This window comes from Pseudoalteromonas sp. AWM4_233, from assembly GCF_056158285.1.
Map to the genome: position 1 here is coordinate 1,003,495 of NZ_JBSWSZ010000001.1, position 19,899 is coordinate 1,023,393.

The following is a 19,899-nucleotide window of genomic DNA, read 5'->3' on the forward strand; positions in this document are numbered from 1 at the left end:
ATAATTAAGAAGGAGAGGCGGATGTCAGCACCTTCTGTGCCTCAAATAACACTTGAGCAAGCTAAGCAACTTGTGACTTATCTTGAGCAAGGCGAGCAAGATAAAGCAGATAAGTTAATCATGGAGGCTGCAAGTAAGGAGCAATCTGAGCTTTTTGCTGAAGTGGGCAAATTGACCCGTCAACTACACGAGTCATTGAAAAACTTTGAGCTTGATACTCGTATTTCTGATTTGACGACAGAAGCCTTACCGGATGCTAAAGAACGTTTGAATTATGTCATGGAAATGACAGAAAATGCAGCCAATAAAACGATGGATGCAGTTGAAGCAAGTCTGCCTCTCGCGCAACAGCTTGCAGACGATTTATCTGATATAAAGCCAACTTGGGATAGACTCATGAGACGTGATATCCAGCTTGGTGAATTCAAATCTCTTTGTCATGATTTAGATAAGTTTATGCAAGGCTCACAAGCAACTACGGATGAACTTCAAGGGCATATGACAAATGTTTTAATGGCTCAGGATTATCAAGACTTAACAGGTCAGGTCATTCGACGTGTTATCGAATTAGTTAGAGAAGTAGAAGACAGTTTAATCCACTTACTAACTGTATTTGGTACAGCAGAAGAACCTCAATCAAAACAAAAAGAAAATATTGAAGAGGTTCAGATTGCTGAAATGGATCCTGCAGAGTTATCAGGACCAGAAGGTCCGATAATGAATGCTGAATCTAGAGAAGATGTCGTATCTAATCAAGATGAGGTCGACGATTTATTGTCGAGCTTAGGCTTCTAATAGGAGAGTGTGTACATGAGCTTTGAAGTCGATGAAGATATATTACAAGACTTTCTTGTTGAAGCTGGTGAAATATTAGAGTTGTTATCTGAGCAGCTTGTTGAGCTAGAAAATAACCCTGAAGATAAAGAATTATTAAATGCAATCTTTAGAGGCTTTCACACTGTAAAGGGTGGTGCAGGCTTTTTGAGTATGACTGAGCTTGTAGACGCATGTCATGGCGCGGAAAACGTTTTTGATGTGTTAAGACAAGGGCAACGCTCTGTTTCTCCAGAACTGATGGACGTCATTCTTCAGTCCCTAGATACCATCAATGAAATGTTCGCACATATTCAAAATCGTGAGCAACCAGATCCTGCAGACCCAGCATTACTTGAAACACTTCATCAATTGAGTAAGCCTGAATCAGAAGACGAACAAATTTCTATTCCAAATTCAGAACCAGACCCTGTTGTTGAGGATGCTCCTCAAGCAGACTTATCTGCTGATGATATTCTTTTTGATATTGATACCGATGAAGTTGCTGGTGAATCTGCCTCAGATAGCATCGATGAAATAACAGAAGATGAATTCGAAAGCTTACTTGATGAGTTACATGGGGCTGGTAAAGGCCCAGCTGTAGAGCAAACTACTTCAGCGGCTTCAACTGCTTCAAACTCAGATGATGGTGATATTACTGATGATGAGTTTGACAGTCTTTTAGATGAGCTTCATGGCGTTGGCAGTTTCGGTTCGATTAGTTCACCTCCTCCAACAAGTACAAACACTAGCACTAGCCAAGCCCCTTCTTCACCAACTCCAGCATCCCCTTCGAGTGATGATGAAATAAACGATGAAGAGTTTGAGGCATTGTTAGATGAGCTTCATGGTAAAGGTGGTGCGCCAAAATCTTTAGAAGGGGCTGATTCCAACAAGCCTGCTCCAAGTATTGAACCTAAGCAGCCCGAACCTGTTATAACTAAACCAGTTGCTAAACCAAAACCGGCACCTCAACCAGCAAAGCCAGCTTCTTCACCAGCTCCAGCTGCAAAAGCGCAAAGTGCACCTGCATCGGCCAAAAAGCCCCCTGCGCCTCAAGCTGAGACGACCGTCCGTGTTGACACTAAGCGTCTAGACCAAATCATGAATATGGTCGGTGAACTGGTACTAGTCAGAAACCGCCTCGTTAGTTTGGCAAATAACTCTAGCAGTGAAGCTATGGGTAAGGCGATATCTAACCTTGATGTAGTTACCGCAGATTTACAAGGTGCGGTAATGAAAACACGAATGCAGCCAATTAAGAAAGTGTTTGGCCGATTCCCTCGTGTTGTTAGAGACTTAGCACGTAGTTTAAAGAAAGATATTAATCTTATTCTTGAAGGTGAAGAGACCGATTTAGATAAAAACTTGGTTGAAGCACTTGCAGATCCACTCGTTCACTTAGTTAGAAACTCAGTTGATCATGGTATTGAAATGCCAGATGTTCGTGAGGCATCAGGCAAACCTCGCACAGGTACAGTGACGCTCTCAGCCTCTCAGGAAGGAGACCATATTCTGTTGACCATTAAAGATGATGGTGCAGGGATGGATGCTGAGAAACTGAAAAAGATTGCGATAAATAAAGGCGTTATTGATTCGGACCAAGCAAGTCGATTATCTGACACTGAAGCTTATAACTTGATTTTTGCTCCTGGCTTTTCAACAAAAGAAGAAATTTCAGATATTTCAGGCCGTGGTGTTGGGATGGACGTAGTTAAAACGAAAATCACTCAACTTAACGGCTCTGTTAATATTCAATCAGAGCTCGGTGTGGGTACTATCCTTGAGATTAAAGTGCCTCTTACACTGGCTATTTTACCAACCTTAATGGTTGTAGTTGGCGAGCAAACATTTGCTTTACCTCTTGCTGGTGTAAGTGAAATTTTCCACTTAGATCTGACAAAAACAAATGTAGTAGATGGCCAGCTAACGATCATTGTGCGTGAAAAAGCAATTCCTTTATTCTACTTAGAGCATTGGCTAGTTAAGGGTGCCGATAGATCAACGAAGAAAGCCGAAGGTCATGTTGTTATAGTGCAGATAGGTACTCAACAGGTTGGCTTTGTGGTTGACTCTCTCATCGGCCAAGAAGAAGTTGTGATCAAGCCATTAGATGCATTATTGCAAGGTACTCCTGGCATGGCAGGTGCGACAATCACTTCAGATGGTGGCATAGCATTAATCTTAGATGTGCCAAATATGCTAAAACACTATGCAGGTAAATAACCTGAGATAGCAAAACAGTTAAAAGGTGGTGCGGATGCACCACTTTTCGTTCTTAAGAATTCATAGAGTATGCCAATGGCAGTAAAAGTTTTAGTTGTAGATGATTCAAGCTTTTTTAGGCGTCGAGTCAGCGAAATTTTAGAGCAAGATAGTGATATTAAGGTAATTGACTTTGCTGTTAATGGGCAAGAGGCGGTTGAAAAAGCGGCTTCATTACGTCCAGACGTTATTACTATGGATGTAGAAATGCCTATTTTAGACGGAATTAGTGCCGTAAAAAAAATTATGCAGGCTAACCCTACGCCAATCCTGATGTTTTCTTCACTAACTCGAGAAGGGGCAAGTGCTACTCTAGATGCGCTTGATGCAGGTGCATTAGACTTCTTGCCTAAAAAGTTTGAAGACATAGCCCGTAATAGCGAAGAAGCAATTAAGTCTCTACAAAACAAGGTGAAAGAAATCGGGCGAAGAAGACTTCCTCGTTCAGTTAGCAGCTATTCGCGACCAGCAGTGAACAAGCAAGCGGCTACTCAATCACCGGTGGCAGACAGGTCTGCAGCAGCATCTCGCACATCAAGCATTGCTCAACCTGATAGAAGTTTTCAAAGAGCAGCTGTTCAGCCAGCATCAAGTTCAACTGCAACAGCTAAACAGTTCAAAGCGTCTGGAAAGCAATATAAACTTGTGGCAATAGGGACTTCAACAGGTGGGCCAGTTGCACTGCAAACCATACTAACGCAGCTACCTGCTAACTTTCCACACCCGATATTGTTGATTCAACATATGCCAGCTGCTTTCACACCCGCTTTTGCAACTAGACTAAATAGCCTTTGTAAGATAAAGGTAAAAGAGGCAGAACATGGTGATAAATTACAGCCAGGTGTTGCTTATTTAGCGCCAGGTGGTAAGCAAATGTTGGTTGAATCAAAAGGCGCAATGAAAACGCTTCGAGTTTTTGAGGATGATAGTGCAAGAGTGACCTACAAGCCGTGTGTTGATGTCACCTTTGCAAGTGCAGCAAAAGCTTATCAAGCTGATGTACTCGCGATAGTTTTAACGGGGATGGGTGCTGATGGTCGAGACGGCGCACGTTTACTCAAACAATCAGGTGCAACAATCTGGGCTCAGGATGAGCAGAGCTGCGTGGTTTACGGCATGCCTCAAGCTGTTACAAATGCAGGACTATCCTCTGAAAGCTTGGCTTTACATGACGTCGCAACAAGAATAAATAAAGAAATAGGTTGTTAATCTATTTGTTCAAGCACTAGGAAGTAATTGTTTCGTGAAGATCTGGACTGTAGCAAATCAAAAGGGAGGCGTTGGTAAAACAACGACTACGGTGAGTCTTGGCGGTATTCTTGCCAAGCAAGGCAAACGCGTTTTGCTTATAGATACAGACCCTCACGCATCTCTGACTTATTATTTTGGTATTGATTCTGAAGAGTTAGAAGTCAGTGTTTATGACATATTTGCTCGAGGGACGGCAATGGAGAGCGAGGAAATCCTCCAAGCTTTATGCCCCTCAACCATTGAAAACCTTGATATTTTGCCGGCAACAATGGCAATTGCGACGCTTGATAGAAGCATGGGTAATCGCAATGGTATGGGCTTAATCCTGAAAAAAACACTGGCGAAAATAAGCGAACATTACGACTATGCGATTCTTGATTGCCCACCTGTATTAGGCGTGTTAATGGTAAATGCTCTTGCAGCCAGTGAACGTGTGCTAATTCCAGTGCAAACTGAGTTCCTAGCGCTTAAAGGTTTAGATCGTATGATGCGTACCATGGAATTAATGCAAAGCTCTCAAGCAAAACAATATAATTACACCATCGTACCAACCATGTATGATAAGCGAACCAAGGCATCGTTAGAGGCATACAAAACATTGCTTGCCAATTACGAAGGGTCTGTCTGGCCCGGTGTTATTCCGGTTGACACAAAATTTAGAGATGCCAGTTTGGCACAGCAAGCGCCAGTTGAGTTTTGTCCAAAATCTAGAGGTGTATTTGCGTATAAAGCACTACTAGAGTATTTAATGAAGGGTAGTTAGAAGCTATATGAGTAAACACTTGTTTGCTAATGAAAAGGTGATGAAGCAGTATCTTGGCGCATTATTACAAGAAGATGAGCCTCAAGAGACTGCGCTTGCCCCTGTGGCAAAATTACTCGAGCGTGTACCTGAGATTACTGAGACAGAGTTAAGCCAACCAGTCAATAAAGTTGTACCAGATATCATTGAGACTCAACCTGCCCCGGAATTAGAAAGCCCTGAGGTTGTTGAAATCCCAGAAGGTGAGTCGAAAGATCTTGAGTTAACAAAAAATAATACTATTATCAAAGAAGAAGCTATTGTTGAACCAAGTTTAACAAGTGTTCAAGAAGAGTATGGTGAAAGTGAGTTTCAAGCACTATTTTTTGAAGTCGCAGGGCTAACTCTTGCTGTTCCTCTAAAGTCTTTAGGTGGTATTCACCAACTAGGAGAAGTAACACAGCTTTTCGGCAAACCTAAGTGGTTTAAAGGTGTCATGCTTAACCGTGAAGAAAAGCTAAATGTTGTTGATACTGCCAGATGGGTTATGCCTGAGAAGTATACCCCAGAGCTTGAAGAAAAACTGGATTATCAATATTTAATTACACTCGGTGATAGCCCATGGGGGCTGTTGGCTGAAAACTTAATAAATAACATTACATTAAAGCCTGAAGACATTAAATGGCGTGTAAACGGTGGCAAGCGACCTTGGCTTGCTGGCGTCATTAAAGAAAAAATGTGTGCTTTGATTGATGTAGAGAATTTAAACCGCTTACTAGAGCAAGGCTTAGATAGCCAAGAGCAGTAACTCAGAACTTTATGGAGTATAACCATGAGCCAAGATAGACTACTTTCTGCAGACAATAATGCCGACAGTAATGATGAAGTTCTTCAATGGGTAACTTATAAGTTAGAAGACGAAACGTATGGTATTAATGTAATGCAAGTGCAGGAAGTGCTGCGTTATACTGAAATTGCACCAGTTCCAGGTGCACCAAGCTATGTTCTCGGTATTATCAACCTACGTGGTAACGTAGTTACTGTTATTGATACTCGCGCACGTTTTGGTTTGATGAGTGCCGAGGTGACAGACAATTCTAGGATTGTCATCATCGAAGCAGAAAAGCAAGTGATTGGTATTCTTGTTGATAGTGTTGCTGAAGTTGTGTACTTACGCAGCTCAGAAATTGACAGTGCACCAAACATTGGTACTGAAGAAAGTGCTAAGTTCATCCAAGGCGTTTCGAACCGTGAGGGTGAGCTACTTATTCTTGTTGATCTGAATAAGTTACTTAGCGATGATGAGTGGGATGAGTTGAGTCACATATAAGTGCTAGCTGTCGTTCAAGAAAATCTTGCTTTTATTGTAGTTACTATTACCTCAGGCATCCTTTTTTTAATATGTCTGGGGTTTATTTTTGGATTGCAAAAAAAGTTAGAACAAAATCATAAAAATCAGAAGTTTTTAAAACAACAACTCGAAGAATCTAATGCTCAAACTGAGATACTACGCAGTGAAATAGCGGAGTTAAGATCAGGTTTAATGAGTATTGGCAAGCGCTTACTGGCTTGCGAAAATTTTGCGAAAGATTTAGCCCAGCAGCAAGCTGCACAAAAGTACGATGATCCAGATGCAAAAATTTATTCTCGAGCGGTTAAAATGATTGAGCTAGGTGCCGATCTCGAAGAGATAATGCAAGAGTGTGAAATACCTCGAGCAGAAGCGGAATTACTTCTTTCATTGCACCAAAAGCAATCTTAAATAAAAGCGCTGAGTACTTTCCTCGGCGCTTTTTGTTTCAAGCCTTTATATTCAACTTCTTATTAAAACCTTCCCAGCCAGGTGGAAACCTTCCTCTTAAAACATAAGAAAAAGCAATTAACTCGGCGATGACATAATAGAGCTCTTTAGGGATCTCTTGGTGTAACTCAAGTTGATTTAATGTCGACGCCAATTCGGCATCTTCATGGATCATAATGCCTTTTTCTTTGGCTAGGGTAATGATCTCATCGGCTAAGTCACCAAACCCTTTACAGACAACCTCAGGTGACTTGCCCGCTTCATATAGCAAGCCAATAGCTGATTTTTGTTCCATTTTCTCTTCCCCTAAACCTGAATATTGACGATAGCATGCTGAGTAAAAAACAAATCAGCTTTTTCACTGTCTTCAGTTAACTCGATGTCACCCACTTGCAGACCATGAGCACTTAATTTCCTTCTCAAAGTATCAAGGTGCGGCGCAGCTATTGCACATACATGAGAGGAGTTTCCTGTTATTTGACATTCTAGTGATTTATCCATGAGTTCCGCTTGCACTGAGAGTTTCCCAGTAGAAGCGAAGTCGAAGTTTAATCGGATATACCAAACCGTTTTTTCAGGTAAATTGCCTTTTGCTGGTTTTTTATAATTGCCTATTTGTAAATGTGTCTGTTGGCAATTGTCAGGGAGCTTTGTTGGTAAAAACAAACTGACTAATAGTTGGGTATCACTAGTTTGGTTTTGATTTTGGTTGATGTTTGCTGACTGAACCATATTTTGTTGCAAACTATTATTGAGTTGCACGAGTTCACTCATTAAAGGTGAGTTTAAATTAGGTATGTGTTGCTGAAGTTGGCCGATATTCTGTGCTTTAAAATTGGGTTGTAGGGTTTTTAACAGTGCATCGAATTTCGCTTGAGTTGTACTGTCGTTATTTTCATTTTGCATCAATTTTGGCGCAGATAGAAATGTGAGCAGCAACTTTTCAACGTTATTCAGTAAGCTACTACTTTGTAGGTTTGTATTTATATTGCTTTGAGTCGCTGCGCTTGCAAGTGGGTTTGGTAAGTTAAGCTCATTGGCAATTTGCGCTGAAGAGTGCTGTTTCTCATCTATCATTCTAGAAAAAGCTTGATGCACCAAACGCGTAAGGTCTGGTGACTTTTCATCCCTAAAGCGTGAGAGTTTATTAATCTGCTCTGAGCTTACTTCCGGCACCAATTTCTCGGCTTTATCTATTTGTAGCTCAGATATAAATGGCTTAATCAAAAGTTTCTCGAGGCTACCTGAAGGCACATAATGGTTCTTTATGATTGATACTACATTTTGGCTAGGAAGCTTAACTTGGTTTGAATCATTCATTATTTCAGATTGGGGGCTGAGACTTTGTTGTATAGCATTAGTATTTTTCGCAACAATTTTACTTTGTTGTATTATCGACCCCATACTGTTTTGCATTGAACTTTGAGTATCTGAAGCAGCCCCATTTTTAACATTAATTTGCTCTTTTCCTGCCTTATTATGTATTTGCGATACTGCACTTTGTAGGTCTGATGAAGCAGAAGTCGTAGAGCGAATTTTTATTTCGTTAATAGCAGTTTTTGGTGTTTGTAATTGCTCACTTTTATTTGCGTTTTTATTTCCTAGAAAGGGGGAGGTTAGCCCTCTTTCTGCGTTAACTTCGTTGCTTAAAGGTGTTCTTTGAATTGACTCTTTAGATATAAACCTTTCTTGCGTAGCCATTTGAGCTTTGTTGGAGTCTATTTCAGTCTTCACCTGTTTGGCTTTTGGCTGATGTAATGATGACTCTTGTTTAGGTGAGGGCATTGACTCAGATGGAAGTTTATTTGGATCACTTACACTTGATGTCGTGGATGCTTTAGGCGTTGCTTTCAAATTTTCCTGAGAAAATAGTGAGGTTGCTAAAAGGTGCTCAGGTACTTTGAGTGGTGTCGTAATCGTAAATTGAGGTGTAAAAGCTATTGTTTGTCTGATCTGAGAAAATAGCTGCACAATCGGATCTGATTTTAAGTTTTTGGCTTCAGGGTAAATGAACGTTTGAGATGCGGGTGTTTTGCTCAAGCTTGGTAATTTATTCACAATAACCGAGATATCCACATTTGAAGAAACAGTGTTCTTAATGTTTTTCTCACCGATCAACATAAAAGGCGCTGCAATAATATTTTGTAATGCAGCTCGCACTGCTTGCTTTACGTCTTTAAATGAAACATTTAGCAAAGGCTTGTCATAATGCAACCCCGATTTGAGAGGCGCCTCGTTTGTGGGCCTTTCCAGTTTTGTAGCCTGTGTAAGCATTGACTTAGCTGAATGCTTTAATTGAATGGTATATTGTTTCGACTTTTCGCTAATTTCAAGGCCATGCATGGTGGAAGTAAGTGTTGCAGCCCGCCAGCTTTTGTCTTGGGTATTTTTTGAAAGCAGTTCTATATTTCTGAGTGATAAAGCGGCTTTGGTGACTGGGTGTTGAACTTTTGGCGCTTTCTCAGAAAAATTAAGCATCATAGAGGGAAAGCTATTTGTTAGGCTCTGTGTAATTTTATTTTTGGCGATTGGTTGTTTGAGCAGTTGCTCTCCAAAGCGATCACTAATTGTGAGTAACACCTGTGCAGTATTGGCGTTTAATTTTGCAATTAATTTAGGCTCTGCGGCGAGTATTTTTGCAAGGCTTGGATTGATTGCTAGGTTTACGTCAAGTTTCGGAAGTTGAAGGCTCGCGGGTGTGGTTTTTATTTCAGCGTGTGTCGTGATATTTGGGCCAATTGAATCTCCTTTTAAAAAGTTTAACAGAGAGAGTAATTGGTCAGTAGCCTTTATATGCAGACCCTGTTTTGGGGTTTGTAATGCTAACTTTAACCCCGTTTCATCGAGCTTAACAATTGCTTCTGGTAGTTCGAGCTTTTGGCTTTGAGGCTCTATAGCAAGGCGAACTGTTTGCCAGCGTCCATTTATTTCGATGTCCATACTGATTGAATCAGATTTTATCGAAATGTTTTTGGCTAAGAACGATTGCTCAATCGAGTTATGCAAAGCGCGTCTATTTGCTTCGCTTAAAGTTGAGATAGACTCAGATGAGACCGAGTTCAGGTTTATAATTGGCAATTCATTCATTATTTTAAATCAAATTTTCAGTAATCGGTCGCAAAGCTCTGTTCGTATTACCATACCATTATGGTAGACTATCGCCCAATTTTACGCACCGAGAATACTAATTTGCTAGAGGTTAAATCTGTCACTTGCGTCAAGCAAGAACGCTGTTTATTTGAAGCGCTTAGCTTTACACTCGGATCTGGCAAGATTATGCAAATTGAAGGCCCAAATGGTGCGGGAAAAACCTCTTTATTGAGGATCTTGTCAGGCTTTGCTCAACCAGAAGAGGGTGAAGTACTGTTCGAGCAGCGTTCAATTAATGATTATTACGATGAATTTGCTGCTGAGTTATTATTCATTGGGCATAAAACGGGTGTAAACACCCAACTTACAGCATTTGAAAATGTCTGTCATTGGTTGCGTGTTCACGGTTATAACGATGAAAGTCAGGTGTATGACCTATTAGGCAAGTTAGGCTTAGTGGGCCTAGAAGATGTACCTGTCAGAACACTATCAGCAGGTCAGCAACGCCGAGTTGCACTGGTTAGGCTTTGGCTTAACAGCGCAAAGCTGTGGATTTTAGATGAGCCTTTTACAGCCCTAGATAAAAAAGGCGTTGCCATGTTGCAGTGCCGCTTTAATGAGCATCTCGAGCAAGGCGGGTCAATTTTATTAACAACGCACCAAGACCTCACGCAGCATTTTGAACAATTACAAACTTTAGTGCTGGAGTATCGACACTAATGCAAGTAAATCATTCTTATTGGCAGCTTTTTAAAGCTGTATACAGCAAAGATGTCACTTTAGCATTTAGGCAACGTGCAGAAATAGTAAACCCGTTATTGTTTTTTCTAATCGTCATTACCTTGTTTCCTTTAGCAATTGGCCCTGAGCCTGGGTTATTAGCCCGCATGGCGCCAGGTATTATTTGGGTCGCAGCGCTACTGTCTACCATGCTAGGCCTTGATAAGTTATTCAGAGATGATTATCACGATGGTTCATTAGAGCAAATGATTGCCTCACCTTATCCATTGTCTTTGTGCGTGTTAGCGAAAGTCTTTGCGCATTGGACCATCACTGGTTTACCTATGGTTCTAATGGCACCCATGTTTGCACTTTTGATGAACCTTGAGTCTCAGGCGCTCGGTGCAACCATTTTAACCTTATTAATCGGAACCCCATTGTTAAGCTTTATCGGTGCCATCGGCGCTGGTTTAACAGTGGGCTTACAAAAAGGAGGTATTCTAATGAGTTTACTTGTTTTACCTCTTTATATTCCTGTCCTAATTTTTGCAACCTCGGCCATTGATACCAGTAGCATGTCGCTGGCATATGGCGGACAGCTTGCAATCTTGGGTGCGATGTTAGCAGTTGCCTGCATTGCCGCACCTTTGGCCATATCGTCAGCATTAAGAGTGAGTGTAAGTTAACATGTGGAAATGGTTACATCCCTACGCTAAAGCAGATCGTGCATACCAGTTGTGTAACACCTTACTGCCGTATTTTGCCGTAATTACCGTTGTCTGTTTAGTTGTTGGTTGGGTCTGGGGCTTAGCGTTTGCGCCAGCAGATTACCAACAAAAAGACAGCTACAGGATCATCTTTATTCATGTGCCTTCAGCCATTTTGTCTATGGGCGCGTATTCTTCAATGGCGATTGCCGCAATTGTGGCGCTCGTCTGGCAGTTGAGAAATGCTGAGTTAGCTGTAATCGCGATTGCGCCTGTAGGGGCTGCAATGACTGCAATTGCTCTCATCACCGGTGCTGCATGGGGTAAGCCTATGTGGGGAGCATGGTGGGTGTGGGATGCACGCTTAACCTCAGAGCTCATTCTTTTATTTTTATATCTAGGGGTTTTATCGCTCTATCATGCGTTTGAAGATAAAAAGGCGGCGGGTAAAGCGGCTTGTATCTTAGCGATCGTAGGTGTGATCAATTTACCTATTATTCATTTCTCAGTTGAGTGGTGGAACACGTTACATCAAGGTGCAACCATCACTAAGTTTGATACGTCGGCAATTGACCCTAGCATGTTGTGGCCTTTATTTATCAACATCGCAGGCTTTGCTGGTTTTGTGGGTGTGATTACACTGATTCGTTTAAAAAATGAAATCCTTCAGCGTGAAAAACACCGTCCTTGGGTACGCAGTTTAGTAAGTCGAGGTTAACAATGCAGTTCGAATCTTTTAGTGACTTTATTGCTATGGGTGGCTACGGCTTCTTTGTGTGGCTTTCATATGGTTCTTGTGCCGCTATTTTGGCTGGTATTCTAATTAGTTCTCTTAACGATGGTAAGAAACTAAAAAAAGAAGTAAAAGCGCAAATGTTGCGTGAAGAGCGTATTAAGAAAGCAAAAGAGGAGGCGCAAGCATGAACCCTAGACGTAAAAAGCGCATGTTTGCTGTGCTAGGCATTATCTTTGGTCTTGGCTCAGCGATTGGCTTAACTTTATACGCATTACAAGAAAACATTAATTTGTTCTATACCCCGTCAGAGCTCATAAATGGTAAGGGTGAAAACTATGAAATGCCCTTTGTAGGTCAAAAGTTACGAATTGGCGGCATGGTTGTACCAGGCTCAGTAAAGCGCGATGAAACTTCGTTAGATGTTGAGTTTAAGCTCATTGATAACGGCCCGATGGTGACTATTCGCTATCATGGTATTTTGCCAGATCTGTTCCGTGAAGGTCAGGGTATTGTCGCACAAGGTACTTTAATTGAGCCTGATGTGATTGAAGCCTTTGAAGTTTTAGCCAAGCATGATGAAGAATATATGCCTGCTGAAATTGCAGAAGCCGTTAAAGGTATCAAACACGAAAAACCAAAATATAATTTAAATAACGAGAATTAGTATGATCCCAGAAATTGGTTATTTCTCGCTTGTACTGGCAATGGGCTTAAGCCTATTGCTATGTATTTTTCCTTTATGGGGCGCTTACACCGGTAATCTTAGGTTAATGCGAGCAGCGCCTTCTTTAGCTGTTGGTCAGTGTCTTTTTGTCCTATTTTCTTTCGCAATTTTAATTTATGTCACGCTGACTGATGATTTTACCGTCGCGTATGTGGCACATCATTCAAGCACAACCTTACCTTGGTATTACAAGGTTACGTCGACTTGGGGTGGCCATGAAGGTGCTATTTTATTATGGCTCGTAATGCAGTCGTCTTGGACTGCATTAGTTGCGCTTATGTCGAACTCGTTACCTTGGGTTTTACGTGCGCGCGTACTTGGCGTGCTGGGTTTCTTGGGTGTTGGCTTTATGCTTTATACCTTATGGATGTCGAGCCCATTTGAGCGCTTACTGCCTTATTATCCAGTAGAAGGGCGTGATTTAAATCCGCTTCTTCAAGACCCTGGTATGATCATTCACCCGCCATTGCTTTATATGGGTTATGTGGGCCTATCTGTATCCTTTGCGTTTGCTATAGCGGCATTACTAACTGGTAAGCTTGATAATACTTGGGCTAAATGGTCTCGTCCATGGACGATGGTTGCGTGGGGTTTCTTAACATTAGGTATCACTATCGGCAGTTGGTGGGCATATGCTGAGCTTGGCTGGGGCGGCTGGTGGTTCTGGGATCCGGTTGAAAACGCTTCACTGATGCCATGGCTAGTTGCCACAGCATTACTGCACTCTTTAGCTGTGACTGAGAAACGCGGCGTGTTTAAATCTTGGACGGTATTACTTGCGATTACTGCGTTTAGTTTATGTTTGCTGGGTACCTTTATCGTTCGTTCAGGGATCATTGTCTCAGTGCATGCCTTCGCGACTGATCCAGACCGAGGGTTATATATTCTGTCGTTTTTAGGTGTTGTGGTTGGCGGAAGCTTAGCGTTATATGCTATGCGCGTTTCAGAAGTTTACAGTGAGGGACGCTATAAGTTTGCTTCTCGAGAGGTGACTCTTTGGGCAAATAATATCTTTTTAGTGGTTGCAACCCTCATTGTATTACTGGGCACCTTGTTGCCTATGATCCATAAAGAGTTAGGCCTGGGCACCATTTCAATTGGTGTGCCTTTCTTTAATCAAATGTTCTCTATTTTGGTTGTGCCTTTCGCTTTATTACTAGGTATTGCACCTATGATGCGTTGGAAGCAAAACCAATTACCGCCTATGGTGAAAAAGTGGGGGGGCATGTTGATTTTAGCTTTGGCGCTGACGGCATTGTGGTTACTACCTAACTATGAATATGTTGCGCCAATGACGTTTATCGCAACGGCGCTTGCAGTGTGGATCACGCTAGGCACATTGCTAGATGTTTTTGATAAGGCGTCAGCACAAGATAGCTTTGCTCATGGTTTAAAACGTTTAGGGTTAAGTTATTGGGCAATGGTACTTGGCCATATTGGTATTGCATTTGTGATAGCCAGTGTGACACTCACATCAGCGTATTCAGTTGAACGTTCAGTTAGTATGAAACCAGGTGACGTGGCACAATTAAATGAGTACAGCTATCGCTTTGACGGTGTAAAGGAAATTCGTGGTCCTAATTACAGTGGTCATGCGGGTGTGGTAACTGTGCTAAAAGACGATAAATTCATCGTTGAGTTATATGCTGAAAAACGCCTATATGATATCGGGATGCAATTTATGACAGAAGCCGCGATTGATGATGGTTTCTTCAGAGATTTATATTTAGCACTCGGTGAGCAATTGAGTGAAGGTGCATGGTCATTACGTATTTATCACAAACCTTACGTTCGCTGGATGTGGCTAGGTGGTATTTTAATTTCACTTGCCGGTTTCATGGTTGTGGCAGATAAGCGTTACCGTAGAAGAAAGGTAAAGGGAGCTGTAGCATGAATAAAAAGCTATTAGGGTTTATTCCTTTTTTAATCTTTATCTTCTTATGCGTTTTCTTATACCAAGGCCTGTTTGGTAACCCAAGAGAGTTACAAACCGGTCGTATAGGTCAAACGATGCCTAGCTTTGTTTTACCTGATTTAATGGATGAATCAAAACAGTGGCGTGATACCGACCTAAAAGGTGACGTATATTTACTGAATGTATGGGGCACTTGGTGCCCAACCTGTATCGCTGAGTTAGGCTATCTTACTGAGCTAAGAGAGCGTGGGGTGCGCATTATTGGGTTGTACTATGAACAAGCCTATGACCCAGACTTTGGCGATCAATTTGATATTAATGCACTGCGTGATGAAGTGCAGAATATGCTTGATAGAGCTGGTAACCCATATCAATTCAATATTTTAGACCTAGACCGCACACTGGCACTTGATTTAGGCGTCTCAGGTGCGCCGGAAACTTTCCTTGTTGATGCCAATGGTACGATTTTATTGCACCACACAGGAGATATAAACCCTCGAGTTTGGCGTGCTAAGTTTGCACCTGTTATGCAGGAGTTATCAGAATGAGAATTTTAACTTTGTTATTTCTGAGCATTTTAAGCTTCTCAGCTTACAGTGCCCAAGATGAATATGAGTTTGCGAATGCTGAGCGTGCAGCAACCTTCAAGGCTCTGACACAAGAGCTTCGTTGTCCGAAATGTCAAAACCAGAATATCGCTGATTCAGATGCCATTGTCGCTAAGGACTTACGTGACAAGGTGCTAGTGTTAGTTAACGAAGGAAAATCAAAGCAAGAAGTCATTGACTACATGATTGACCGTTATGGTTACTTTGTTCACTACCAACCGCCGGTTACACCTGCAACCATTGTACTTTGGGTATTACCAGTATTAATTGTGATCATTGGTTTTGGCTTTATTGTCTTTCGACAAAAGAAGGCTTCAAAGAAACAAAAGTGGAATGCGCAAGACGAAGAAAAACTCGCGCAACTGATCAAGCAGTATCAACGTCAGGAGCATAATTCATGAGCGCAATGACGCAAATGTGGGGCATGTTTGCTCTATTATCAATTCTTGCCGCTTTGTTTGTTGTGGTGCCATTTTTACGACGTGAAAAGGTCATCGCGGTTGATTCTGATGCCAATGCAGAGCGTATTGCTATTTATCAACAGCGCTTAGATGATTTAGAGCAAGAGTTTGCGGATAAGAAAATTGAGCAAACAGCTTACAACGAATCAATTGTTGAGTTAAAGCGCCGCTTGCTTAATGAGTTGTCTCCTGAGAAGCAACTTAATGCTCGAGGTAATAACCGTATATTCGCGCTAACCGGTTTGGCTTTTTTAGTCGCAGTGAGTGCCGTATTTTATGGCTTTACAGGCAGTCAAAAGCAAATAGAAGATTGGTACACTGCCATCGATAGGTTGCCAGAATTTGGTGAACGTGCGGTTTTACAGCAAGGCGAACCACTGTCTCAGAATGAACTTCAAGCATTTGCTTTAGGTCTGCGCACAAAGCTGGCAGAAAGTGGCGATGATGCCGTTGCTTGGATGCTGTTAGGCCGTGTTGCTATGTCACTGGGTGATAATGATATGGCCAAGCAAGCTTTTGAAAAAGCACTGGTTATGCAGCCTGATAATAACAATGTATTGGTGAACTTCAGCCAAGTATTGCTAATTGAAGGTACTGAGCCGAGCATGAATCGCGCTGCGAGAATGCTTTCTAAAGTTTTACAGTCTGATCCAAGTAATATGGACGCGATTTCGCTATTGGCATTAATTGCATATGAGCGTCAAGACTGGGAAGAAGCGAAAGCCGCATTTGAAGTACTACAATCTTCTATGACCCAAGATGACCCTCGCTTTGCCATGATTTCAGAGCGTATTCATGATATCGAGCATAAAATCAATCCTGATGCTCATGCGCATGAAGAAAGTCAGCCTCCTGCAGGTGCATCATTGACGGTATCTGTGTCGTTAAATGATTCTATAGCAAGTCAGTTACCAGACAATGCGACGTTGTTTATTTTTGCTAAAGCCCATAATGGCCCTCCAATGCCATTGGCTGTGAACAAATTAAAACAATTTCAATTTCCGATTACTGTTACACTTGATGACAGCATGGCTATGATGCCTGATCTGAAACTTTCTAATTTTGAAAAAGTTGAGATCACTGCCCGAGTTTCAAGTGATGAAGCTGTAACGGTGCAGACGGGCGACTTAGAAGGTCAATCAGACGTGATAGCCTTAGATAATGCGCCGTCAATTGTGCGTGTTGAGATCAGTCGTGTAATAACCAGCACAGGAAGCTAAATGTTAAAACCTATATTATCTGCGTTTGCTGCACTCATTATTTCAGGGTGCGCAACAGTTGCCCCAGAAAAAGTTGATGAGCGAGATCCGCTTCAAAGTATCAACAGAACGGTGTATGACTTCAATATGGATGTACTTGATGCATATATTTTGAAGCCTGTCGCCGAAGGATACCTAGCCGTAACCAATGATCCGGTTAGAAAAAGTGTCTATGCGTTTACGACCAATATTGCAGCTCCCACTGATGCGGTTAACTCATTATTGCAGGGAAAACCAAAAGATACAGGCATTAATACTGCGCGGTTCTTGGTGAATTCAACGGTGGGTATTTTTGGTCTCTTTGATGTTGCAAGCTCATTAGGTTTAAAACATAAAGATGAAGATTTCGGGCAGACTTTAGGTGTATGGGGCGTTGGCGATGGCGCATATTTAATGTTGCCAGGTTATGGACCGTCTACCGCTAGAAACATCACGGGTGACGTGGTAGACAAGTTTGTATTACCTGAACTTGCGATGTCTACACCTCAAAGCCTATTAGTTTTTGCTGTAAGAGCAATTGATACGCGTGCGAGTTTATTATCGCAAGAGAAGCTACTTCGTGAGTCACTTGACCCGTATGTGTTCATGAAAGATATCTACTTCCAGCGTCAACTTTACGAGCTGCATGATGGTAACCCACCAATCAAAGAAGAAGAAGTTGAAGATTTTGATGAAGACTTCTTAGAGAATCTTTAAGAACGCAAGCATACTTAATAGAAAGCCAAGTCAATGACTTGGCTTTTTCTTTATCTAACACTAATCCTAAGAGTTAAAAGCGCCAGTTGAGGTTAAGCCAAGCAGTTAACCCCGCTTCATTCACTCTGCTGGTCTGCTCATAGCCATTTACAGCCGCACCTGCACGACTTAAGTGCTCGCTGTAGGCTTTGTCGAGTAAATTATCTATCCCAAAACTCCAGTCTATGTTTTGATTTTGACTGTAGTTAGCATTTATTGACAGCACACCGTAACCGGCGGACTTTGAGACGTCTTGACCGGCGATATTACCCTGACCAACAGCAACACGATGTTGCTTTTGTACAACACGCCAAAGCATGCCAAGCTGCCAATCTTTTAGTGCGTAATCAAGTGTAAAACGAGCCTGTAAAGCAGGTTGTTGCGCCAATGGTCTATGATCAGTTAGGTTTGTAGCCCGTACCCAACTGATACTTGCCCCAGTTGATAACGACTTAGTGAGTGAATATTTGCTGTCTAACTCAAAACCAAAGCTCTCAGAGTCAACGTTACGCGTTACTTTTGCCGATTTACCCATTTTCTCAAACGTATTGTCGATGAGAATAAAATCATCGGTTTGATTGTAGAAAACAGAAGCTGAGCTTTGCCAATTATCAGTTTGGTGGACTAAGCCTAAATCGAATTGACTTGTGGCTTCATGCTTTGTGTTAAAAGCACTTGTTGTCTCTTCGCTGCTTCGACCCGCTCCTAATAATTCCCAGTAATCAGGAAATCGTTCTACATAACCGAAGCCTGCAAAGTAACTGGTATTTTCGGTTTGCGCTTGAAATCTTGTAAACCCACTATACAAAGATGACTTTCGGGTCTGAAAAGCAGTTGGGTTAGGGGACATCATCATTGAGCCGACCATTTTACGGTCATCCGTTGCTTGCCATCTGTCTATGCGTAAGCCCGATACCCATTGTTTGTTTTCTTCTACACTAAATTCGTATTCTGCAAATACCCCAAGCTGCTCAAAACGTCCGTCGGTAGTACGCATTTGATTGTCAATTGGCATCATATTGATATTCATAGACATACGATTTGTATGCTCATTACTTTGATGGTCAACGCCAATGCTAAACTTGCTCGTTTTATTATACTCACCGTGTGCTAAAAACTTACCGCCGTAAGTTGTTCTGTCGGGGTTCATCGTTCTAGGCGTTTTGTTCATTGGTGTTGCAACGAAATCACGTAATGAGAAATTGTCCATAATATGATCGACATAGTTGTAAAAAGCTTGCCCTTCAATGCGTTTAATGACTGTGCCTTCAAGTAACCAATCGAATTTAATAGCACTGTGAGTTCTGTCAAATAAACTTCCGTCCATTGCTCTATCTGCATAAGCAACTTCGCCATCACTTCGGCCAAGAGAAAGGCTAATAATCTTATCGTCACTTGGTGTGTAAGCGAACTCTAAATCGGTATTCCACTTCTCGTACCCTGAATGCACGTGCGTACCATTGCCGTCCTTATAATTGTCTGCTTTGTTATAGCTGGCTGATATATTGGCAAAGTAGTCTTGATCTCCAAACTTTAGCTGAGAATTAATACCTCTACGTCCTGCATTGGCAAGCACTAGGTTGCTAAAACCCTCTAAGCCAGCTTTGTCCATTCTGTAACTATCACGCTCAAATAATACGGTCGCAGCGCTGTTACCTGGTCCATATAATACTGTTTGTGGGCCTTTTATTACGGTAAGCGTGTCATAGGTTTGTGGCGTAATATAAGCCGTTGGAGGGTCCATACGATTTCCACATCCACCCAAGGTGAGGTTGCCATCTGTTAGAATATTCAAGCGCGAACCTGCTTGACCTCTAAAGACTGGATCTGAGCTTGCAGCCCCTTTTTTGATTAATGAAAAGCCACTGATACTTGAGAGTAAATCTGACCCATCTTGAGCAGGCAAGGGCTGCCTTGGCAATTTAGGATCGGTCTTTATATTGAGTGGTGTTTGCATTGGTGCTATGACAACGATTTTTTCTATGTCATCAGCGACAGCATAGCCACTTAATACGGTGCAGATAAGTCCACTTAGAATTGATTTTTTCATTTAAAAGCCCAGCAATTGAAAG

20 protein-coding genes are annotated in these 19,899 nt (G+C 41.8%); 17 read left to right on the forward strand and 3 right to left on the reverse strand.

Annotated elements, in window-relative coordinates:
* The first annotated feature begins 21 nt into the window (after positions 1–21).
* The 7 genes from ACXAC4_RS04455 (at position 22) to ACXAC4_RS04485 (ending at position 6,833) form a co-directional block, all read left to right on the forward strand.
* Positions 22–795: a protein phosphatase CheZ gene (locus ACXAC4_RS04455; RefSeq protein ID WP_349287174.1), complete on the forward strand. Its 774-nt coding sequence runs from the start codon at positions 22–24 to the stop codon at positions 793–795.
* 15 nt (positions 796–810) lie between these two features.
* A complete protein-coding gene (locus tag ACXAC4_RS04460; RefSeq protein ID WP_475159318.1) occupies positions 811–3,039 on the forward strand; it encodes a chemotaxis protein CheA in 2,229 nt (742 codons plus the stop codon).
* 75 nt (positions 3,040–3,114) lie between these two features.
* The gene (locus tag ACXAC4_RS04465) at positions 3,115–4,287 is read left to right on the forward strand and encodes a protein-glutamate methylesterase/protein-glutamine glutaminase (protein ID WP_349287176.1); all 1,173 of its coding nucleotides are present in this window, start codon (positions 3,115–3,117) and stop codon (positions 4,285–4,287) included.
* Positions 4,288–4,321: 34 nt separating this feature from the next.
* Positions 4,322–5,092, forward strand: coding sequence for a ParA family protein (locus ACXAC4_RS04470; protein ID WP_349287177.1), 771 nt, complete (start codon positions 4,322–4,324; stop codon positions 5,090–5,092).
* A 7-nt stretch (positions 5,093–5,099) separates the two neighbouring features.
* Positions 5,100–5,879, forward strand: a complete 780-nt coding sequence (locus ACXAC4_RS04475; protein ID WP_475159323.1) for a chemotaxis protein CheW — start codon at positions 5,100–5,102, stop codon at positions 5,877–5,879.
* A gap of 24 nt (positions 5,880–5,903) precedes the next feature.
* Positions 5,904–6,401 (forward strand): chemotaxis protein CheW, encoded by a 498-nt coding sequence (locus ACXAC4_RS04480; RefSeq protein WP_138483340.1) that lies wholly within the window; start codon positions 5,904–5,906, stop codon positions 6,399–6,401.
* Positions 6,402–6,485: 84 nt separating this feature from the next.
* Entirely contained in the window at positions 6,486–6,833 is a 348-nt protein-coding gene (locus ACXAC4_RS04485) for a DUF2802 domain-containing protein (protein WP_475164049.1), read from the forward strand.
* A gap of 37 nt (positions 6,834–6,870) precedes the next feature.
* Here the strand turns inward: ACXAC4_RS04485 and ACXAC4_RS04490 are convergent, their stop codons facing one another.
* Both ACXAC4_RS04490 and fliK read right to left on the reverse strand, forming a co-directional pair.
* On the reverse strand, positions 6,871–7,167 hold the full coding sequence (locus ACXAC4_RS04490; protein WP_475159326.1) for an EscU/YscU/HrcU family type III secretion system export apparatus switch protein: 297 nt from the start codon (positions 7,165–7,167) through the stop codon (positions 6,871–6,873).
* A gap of 11 nt (positions 7,168–7,178) precedes the next feature.
* Positions 7,179–9,959, reverse strand: a complete 2,781-nt coding sequence (gene fliK, locus ACXAC4_RS04495) for a flagellar hook-length control protein FliK (protein ID WP_475159328.1) — start codon at positions 9,957–9,959, stop codon at positions 7,179–7,181.
* A 60-nt stretch (positions 9,960–10,019) separates the two neighbouring features.
* On the opposite strand from fliK, the gene ccmA reads away from it, so the two are divergent.
* From ccmA to ACXAC4_RS04545, 10 genes are read left to right on the forward strand one after another with little or no spacing between them, the layout of a single operon-like run.
* A complete protein-coding gene (gene ccmA, locus ACXAC4_RS04500) occupies positions 10,020–10,682 on the forward strand; it encodes a cytochrome c biogenesis heme-transporting ATPase CcmA (RefSeq protein ID WP_212747864.1) in 663 nt (220 codons plus the stop codon).
* Positions 10,682–11,368, forward strand: a complete 687-nt coding sequence (gene ccmB, locus ACXAC4_RS04505; protein WP_138559509.1) for a heme exporter protein CcmB — start codon at positions 10,682–10,684, stop codon at positions 11,366–11,368. The genes ccmA and ccmB overlap by 1 nt, the downstream gene beginning before the upstream one ends.
* Before the next feature lies 1 nt (position 11,369).
* A complete protein-coding gene (locus ACXAC4_RS04510) occupies positions 11,370–12,107 on the forward strand; it encodes a heme ABC transporter permease (protein WP_138483332.1) in 738 nt (245 codons plus the stop codon).
* 2 nt (positions 12,108–12,109) lie between these two features.
* On the forward strand, positions 12,110–12,313 hold the full coding sequence (gene ccmD, locus ACXAC4_RS04515) for a heme exporter protein CcmD (RefSeq protein ID WP_058029222.1): 204 nt from the start codon (positions 12,110–12,112) through the stop codon (positions 12,311–12,313).
* On the forward strand, positions 12,310–12,789 hold the full coding sequence (ccmE, locus tag ACXAC4_RS04520) for a cytochrome c maturation protein CcmE (RefSeq protein ID WP_475159331.1): 480 nt from the start codon (positions 12,310–12,312) through the stop codon (positions 12,787–12,789). The genes ccmD and ccmE overlap by 4 nt, the downstream gene beginning before the upstream one ends.
* A 1-nt stretch (position 12,790) precedes the next feature.
* A complete protein-coding gene (locus tag ACXAC4_RS04525) occupies positions 12,791–14,743 on the forward strand; it encodes a heme lyase CcmF/NrfE family subunit (RefSeq protein WP_475159333.1) in 1,953 nt (650 codons plus the stop codon).
* A complete protein-coding gene (locus tag ACXAC4_RS04530) occupies positions 14,740–15,312 on the forward strand; it encodes a DsbE family thiol:disulfide interchange protein (RefSeq protein ID WP_475159334.1) in 573 nt (190 codons plus the stop codon). Before ACXAC4_RS04525 ends, ACXAC4_RS04530 begins: the two co-directional genes overlap by 4 nt.
* Positions 15,309–15,773 (forward strand): cytochrome c-type biogenesis protein, encoded by a 465-nt coding sequence (locus ACXAC4_RS04535; protein ID WP_058029226.1) that lies wholly within the window; start codon positions 15,309–15,311, stop codon positions 15,771–15,773. Before ACXAC4_RS04530 ends, ACXAC4_RS04535 begins: the two co-directional genes overlap by 4 nt.
* A gap of 5 nt (positions 15,774–15,778) precedes the next feature.
* Positions 15,779–17,053 (forward strand): c-type cytochrome biogenesis protein CcmI, encoded by a 1,275-nt coding sequence (ccmI, locus tag ACXAC4_RS04540; protein WP_475164050.1) that lies wholly within the window; start codon positions 15,779–15,781, stop codon positions 17,051–17,053.
* Positions 17,054–17,788: an MlaA family lipoprotein gene (locus tag ACXAC4_RS04545; RefSeq protein ID WP_349287185.1), complete on the forward strand. Its 735-nt coding sequence runs from the start codon at positions 17,054–17,056 to the stop codon at positions 17,786–17,788.
* A 73-nt stretch (positions 17,789–17,861) separates the two neighbouring features.
* On the opposite strand, the gene ACXAC4_RS04550 is transcribed toward ACXAC4_RS04545, so the two are convergent.
* The gene (locus tag ACXAC4_RS04550) at positions 17,862–19,877 is read right to left on the reverse strand and encodes a TonB-dependent copper receptor (RefSeq protein ID WP_475159337.1); all 2,016 of its coding nucleotides are present in this window, start codon (positions 19,875–19,877) and stop codon (positions 17,862–17,864) included.
* Positions 19,878–19,899: the final 22 nt, after the last annotated feature.